The sequence below is a fragment of the Thermaurantiacus sp. genome, assembly GCF_053487655.1.
On sequence record NZ_JBRCLD010000099.1, the window covers coordinates 1 to 5659 of the forward strand.

Here is a 5659-nt window from a genome sequence, read left to right on the forward strand (position 1 = left end):
CCCGGTTTCGCCCCGGGAATGGAAGCGAGCGCGCCCGACGCGCACCGAGGTGGCCAAGCCGGGGCTACCCCATTTGGTGGAGTGCGCAGACCTTGTTGCCGGAAGGGTCCCGGAGGTAGGCGAGGTAGAGCCGGATCGGCCCTTCGCGCACGCCGGGGGGATCCTCGATGGCCGTGCCGCCGGCTGCGATGCCTGCAGCATGCCAGGCATCCACTTGCGCGGGCGACGCTGCCGCAAAGCCGATCGTGCTGCCATTGCCGCAGGTTGCAGGATTGCCGTCGATCGGTGTTGTGATGGCGAAGGTGCCGCCCGGCGTCATCCAGAACACGCGGCCGCGCCCATCGGCAAAGCCCGGGCCATGGCCGAGTGCAGCAAGCGTCGAATCATAGAAGGCCTTGGAGGCTTCAAGATCATTGGCCCCCAGCATCACATGGCTGAACATCGCTTCCTCCCGCGAACAATTGTGCTTGCCGAAGCTCCTTTGCCCGCTGCGCCGCCAGCCGTCTCCTGCCACAGCCGACAGGGCCTCACGGCTGGCCCGACTCGCCTCTGAGCGGCACGAAGCGGACGTCAGTCACCACCTGCTCGGCAAGCCGGCCATCCCTCTCCCTGGTGACCAGCAGCAGCTGCTGCACAGCATCTCTCGGCCCGACCGGGATCACCAGCCGGCCCCCCGGCTTCAGCTGCGCGACAAGCGCCGGCGGCACGGTCGGCGCTGCCGCTGTCACGATGATGGCATCAAAGGGCGCTTCCTCCGGCCAGCCGAGGCCGCCGTCGCCGACGTGCACCCGAACGCTGGCATAACCGAGCCGGGTGAGCCGCGCCGCTGCTTCGCGGGCGAGTTCGGGCAGGATCTCAACCGAGAACACCCGCGCTCCCATCGCCGCCAGGACGGCGGCCTGGTAGCCCGAGCCGGTGCCCACCTCGAGCACCCGGTCCCCCGGTTGCACGCGCAGCAGATGTGTCATCAGCGCAACGATGGTCGGCTGGCTGATGGTCTGGCCATGGGCGATGGGAAGGGCGGCATCTGCACTTGCCGCATGGCGCCATTCCTCAGGCACGAATTCGGCGCGTGGTACGGCTGCAAGCGCGTCGAGCACGCGCTGGTCATCGGCCTCGCCGGGGTCGATCAGCCGGGCATAGCCTGCGACTTGCTGCATCATCCGCGCCTGCGGCGCTGGCGCTGTGCAGGCTGCAACGAGCAGGAGGGCAAGCCACCAGCGCATGGCGCCACCCCTAGCCCGGCGGGGCGGAGATGTCCCCGCCGGCAGAAGCCTCGCAAGCGCGGGATCGCAAGGGGAATTGGACAGAATCGACAGATCGACAGTTTTGGGCCCGCTGGACGGGGCCGGATGCGCACAGGCTCTTGACACCAACTGCCAAGAATTCCAGCGGTTGTGCTGGGCTTCTGGGAGCCTGCTGGGGAGGAAGGATATGGCTGCATCAAAACCTTCGGCTGCTGCGAAAGCGCTTGGGCGGGATGTGCGGGTCTCGTTCAACAAGGTCACCAACACAGTCCAGGTCAGAGTTCCGCAAGGTGCGAGCTACGCCGAAATCTTCAAGGCGTTGGCCAAGATCGATGCGGCCACGCTGGCGAAGCTGCCGCGCGGCTGTCAGGCCTGTCTTTCGGGCCACCCGTTCGACATCCGCGAGACGTTCGACCCCGTCATCAACGTCCGCCTGCGCGGCTGACGCCTTCCCCATGCCTGCCGACCCGGCCGCCGGGGCTCCGCGCCTCGGTATTGGCCTCATGGTCACGCCGGCGTTCGCGCCCCTGCTCGAGCCCGCCGGCCTTGTCGACTATCTTGCCGTCACGCCGGACATGTTCTGGCAGGACCATGGGGCTGGCGCATCGCCGCGCTACACCGACATCGCAGCCTGGGTTGCGATTCTGGCCCGCGCTTCCCGGCCGCAAGTTGCCCACCATATCGGGCTTTCGATCGCCTCGGCCGAGCCGATGGATCCGGCCTATGTCGCGCAGATGGCCGCCTGGGCCAAGCGCTGGTGTTGCCACTGGATCTCCGAGCATTTGGCCTTCGTCGCCATCCACCCCGAGGGCGGCGCTGGCGCTGCAGGCCTCGCGCTCACAGCTCCTTTCGACCTTGAGCTGCTCGACCTCGTCTCGGCCCGTGCGCGGGCTGTGCGCAAGGCGACTGGCCGCCCGTTCCTCCTGGAGAACAGCGCCCGCTTCGTCCAGTTTGCGGACGACGACATGGAGGAAGCTGAATTTCTCAACCGCTTTTGCGACTGCACTGGCGCCGGCCTTCTGCTCGATCTCCACAATCTTTACTGCAATGCTGCCAACTTCGGCGCAAGCGCGCATGCCTTTCTCGACCGGCTCGAACTTGGCCATGTGGTCGAAATCCATGTTGCCGGCGGTGCCGAGCTTGCCGGCATGTGGTCAGACGCCCATTCCGGCGCGCCCCCCGAGCCGGTCTGGGACCTGCTTCAGGACCTGGTGCCGCGCGCTCCCAACTTGCGCGGCATCACGTTCGAGATGCACGACAGCTACCTGCCCGTTGTTGGCCTTGATGGCGTTGCCGACATCCTCGAGCGCGCCCGCGCCGTCTGGAAGCGTGGGCTTGCGGCCGCTGCCGCATGAGCCTCGCTGCCTTCCAGCGCGCTTTCGCTGACCTTGCTGCATCTCCGGCGTTCGTCGAGGCAGTTCGCCGGACGCCCGCGGCTGCGCTTGCCGGGCGCGATTTGACCCGGCGCGAGCGCGACCGGCTCGCCCATATCGCCCGCCAGCGCGGGATGGAGGCCCAGTGCAGCCTCTACCGCATCACGCGGCTGGCTGCGCTCAACAGCGTGCTGCCACTGACGCTTGCGGCGCTCCGCCCAGTGCTCCGGCCACTGGTCGACTTCTACTGGAGCCGCCACCCCGTCCATGACGTGCGCTTTGCGGCCGAGGCGCGCCGCTTCCTTGCCTTCCTCGCCTCCGAGCCGGCGCTCCTTGCCCGCGCTGCCGGCCCGGCGACGGCGGCGGTCTTCGACCTTGCCTCTCTTGAACTGGCAGTGGAGGATGCGCGCCTTGCTGCCCCCGCGAGTGGCGAAGCGCAAAGGAGCGCGGAGATCCGGCTTGGTCACAGCGCGGCCGCCCTGCTTGCTGCGGCACCTGGGGGGCTGCCGGCGCTCGCTGCTGTGCCGCAAGCCTCGACGGTGCTCCTCCTTGTGACTGAGCCGGGGGAGGCCCCCCAGCTGTTCGAGACTGCGGCCTGAGCGCATCGACTGCCTGCTTCTGAGCCCGCGCCAATCCGCCAGCTTGGATTTGGGCGCAGCCGCGTCCACGCTCCGGCTTTGCGCCAGTGCGGAACGAAGTTAGAACAACGCCCCCATGAGTCTCACCCACAGCCCCCGGCGAGCGTTGGCGCGATGCTGACCCACATCCGCATTCGCGGTGCCCGCGAGCATAATCTGAAGGGCATCGATATCGACCTGCCCCGCGACCGGCTTATCGTCATCACGGGTCTTTCGGGCTCCGGCAAGTCCAGCCTCGCTTTCGATACCATCTACGCTGAAGGCCAGCGCCGCTATGTCGAATCGCTTTCGGCCTATGCGCGCCAGTTCCTGGAACTGATGCAGAAGCCCGATGTCGACCATATCGAGGGCCTCTCGCCCGCGATTTCGATCGAGCAGAAGACGACCAGCCGCAACCCGCGCTCGACGGTTGCGACTGTGACGGAGATCTATGATTACATGCGCTTGCTCTGGGCCCGAGTGGGTGTGCCCCATTCGCCCGCCACTGGCCTTCCGATCGAGGCGCAGACCGTCTCCCAGATGGTCGACCGCGTCATGGCGCTTGGCGAAGGCACGAGGCTTCTTCTGCTTGCGCCTGTCGTGCGCGGCCGCAAGGGCGAGTACAGGAAGGAGCTTGCCGACTGGAAGAAGGCCGGCTTCCAGCGCGTCCGGGTCGACGGCCAGATCTTCGAGATCGACGAGGCGCCTGCGCTCGACCGCAAGCTGAAGCACGACGTGGACGTGGTTGTGGACCGGCTTGTGGTGCGCGATGGCCTTGAGGCCCGGCTTGCTGAAAGCCTGGAGACTGCGCTTCGTCTCGCCGATGGCCTGGCAAGCGTCCATCTCGTCGACAGCAGCGAAACGCTCCTCTTCTCGGAAAGATTTGCTTGCCCGGTCTCGGGCTTCACGCTGCCGGAGATCGAGCCCCGGCTCTTCTCCTTCAATGCCCCGCAAGGGGCCTGCCCTGCTTGCAATGGGCTGGGAGAGAAGCTGTTTTTCGACCCTGATCTCGTTGTCCCCGACCCCCGGCTCAGCCTTGAGGCGGGCGCTGTTGTTCCCTGGGCCAAGTCCTCCCCGCCCTCGCCCTATTATATGCAGGTGCTCGCCAGCCTGGTGCGCGCCTTCGGCGGCTCGCTTGCCATGCCCTGGGCGAAGCTCCCTGAGGCCACGCGCGATGCCATCCTCCATGGCACTGGCGGCCGGCCTGTCCCGCTCCTGTTCGAGGATGGCCGCAAGCGCTACGAGGTCTCCAAGCCGTTCGAAGGGGTGCTCGCCAATCTCGAGCGCCGCTTCCGCGAGACCGAGAGCGCGTGGATGCGCGAGGAGCTTGGCCGCTACCAGTCTGCTGCGCGTTGCGAGGCCTGCGGCGGGGCCCGCCTGCGGCCGGAAGCCTTGAGCGTGAAGCTTGCTGGCCTCGACATCAGCCAGGCGACGCAACGGTCCGTTGCCGACGCTGCAGCCTGGTTCGAGGCCCTGCCCCACCGGCTGACCGAGCGGCAGAACGCCATCGCTGCCCGGATCCTCAAGGAAATCAACGAGCGCCTTGGCTTTCTCGTCAATGTCGGCCTCGGCTACTTGGGCCTTGATCGTGCTTCTGGCACCCTCTCGGGCGGCGAGAGCCAGCGCATCCGCCTTGCCTCGCAGATCGGCTCGGGCCTCTCAGGTGTTCTCTACGTGCTCGACGAGCCCTCGATCGGCCTCCACCAGCGCGACAATGACCGCCTGCTTGAGACGCTCCGCCGTCTGCGCGACCTTGGCAACACGGTCCTGGTTGTTGAGCATGATGAGGACGCCATCCGTGCTGCCGACCATATCGTCGACATGGGCCCCGGTGCTGGCCGCCACGGCGGCACCGTGGTCGCCGAAGGCTCGATCGAGGATATTCTCGCCGCCCCCGGCAGCCTGACGGGGGACTATCTCGCCGGCCGCCGCGCCGTCCCCGTGCCCTTGCGCCGCCGCCGCGGCAATGGCCACCACCTTGTCATCCGCGGCGCGCGGGCCAACAACCTGAAGTCGGTGACGGCCGAGATCCCGCTTGGCACCTTCACTTGCGTGACTGGCGTCTCTGGATCGGGCAAATCCTCGCTTGTCATCGACACGCTCTGGCCTGCTGCTGCCCGTGCCTTGAACGGCGCCCGCACCCCCGTCGGCCCCCACGATGCGGTCGAGGGCCTCCAGTATCTCGACAAGGTGGTGGACATCGACCAGTCCCCCATCGGCCGCACCCCGCGCTCCAACCCCGCCACCTACACCGGCGCCTTCACCCACATCCGCGACTGGTACGCGCAGCTGCCCGAAGCCCAAGCCCGCGGCTACAAGCCCGGCCGCTTCAGCTTCAACGTGAAGGGCGGCCGCTGCGAGGCGTGCCAGGGCGACGGCGTCGTCAGGATCGAGATGCACTTTCTGCCCGACGTCTATGTCC

General features: G+C 67.4%; 6 protein-coding genes. 4 read left to right on the top strand and 2 right to left on the bottom strand.

Features of this window, described 5'->3' with window-relative positions; translation table 11 throughout:
• Positions 1-64: 64 nt before the first annotated feature.
• Both ACWIQA_RS09905 and ACWIQA_RS09910 read right to left on the bottom strand, forming a co-directional pair.
• Entirely contained in the window at positions 65-442 is a 378-nt protein-coding gene (locus tag ACWIQA_RS09905) for a VOC family protein (protein ID WP_448582911.1), read from the bottom strand.
• Between the two features lie 85 nt (positions 443-527).
• Positions 528-1226, bottom strand: coding sequence for a protein-L-isoaspartate(D-aspartate) O-methyltransferase (locus ACWIQA_RS09910; RefSeq protein ID WP_448582912.1), 699 nt, complete (start codon positions 1224-1226; stop codon positions 528-530).
• Positions 1227-1434: 208 nt separating this feature from the next.
• Between ACWIQA_RS09910 and ACWIQA_RS09915 the strand changes: the two genes are divergently transcribed.
• The 4 genes from ACWIQA_RS09915 to uvrA form a co-directional block, all read left to right on the top strand.
• A complete protein-coding gene (locus ACWIQA_RS09915; RefSeq protein ID WP_448582913.1) occupies positions 1435-1692 on the top strand; it encodes a hypothetical protein in 258 nt (85 codons plus the stop codon).
• Between the two features lie 10 nt (positions 1693-1702).
• Entirely contained in the window at positions 1703-2602 is a 900-nt protein-coding gene (locus ACWIQA_RS09920; protein ID WP_448582914.1) for a DUF692 domain-containing protein, read from the top strand.
• Positions 2599-3219: a hypothetical protein gene (locus ACWIQA_RS09925; protein ID WP_448582915.1), complete on the top strand. Its 621-nt coding sequence runs from the start codon at positions 2599-2601 to the stop codon at positions 3217-3219. Before ACWIQA_RS09920 ends, ACWIQA_RS09925 begins: the two co-directional genes overlap by 4 nt.
• Positions 3220-3372: 153 nt before the next feature.
• A partial coding sequence (gene uvrA / locus ACWIQA_RS09930) for an excinuclease ABC subunit UvrA (RefSeq protein ID WP_448582916.1) occupies positions 3373-5659 on the top strand: 2287 nt, incomplete at its 3' end.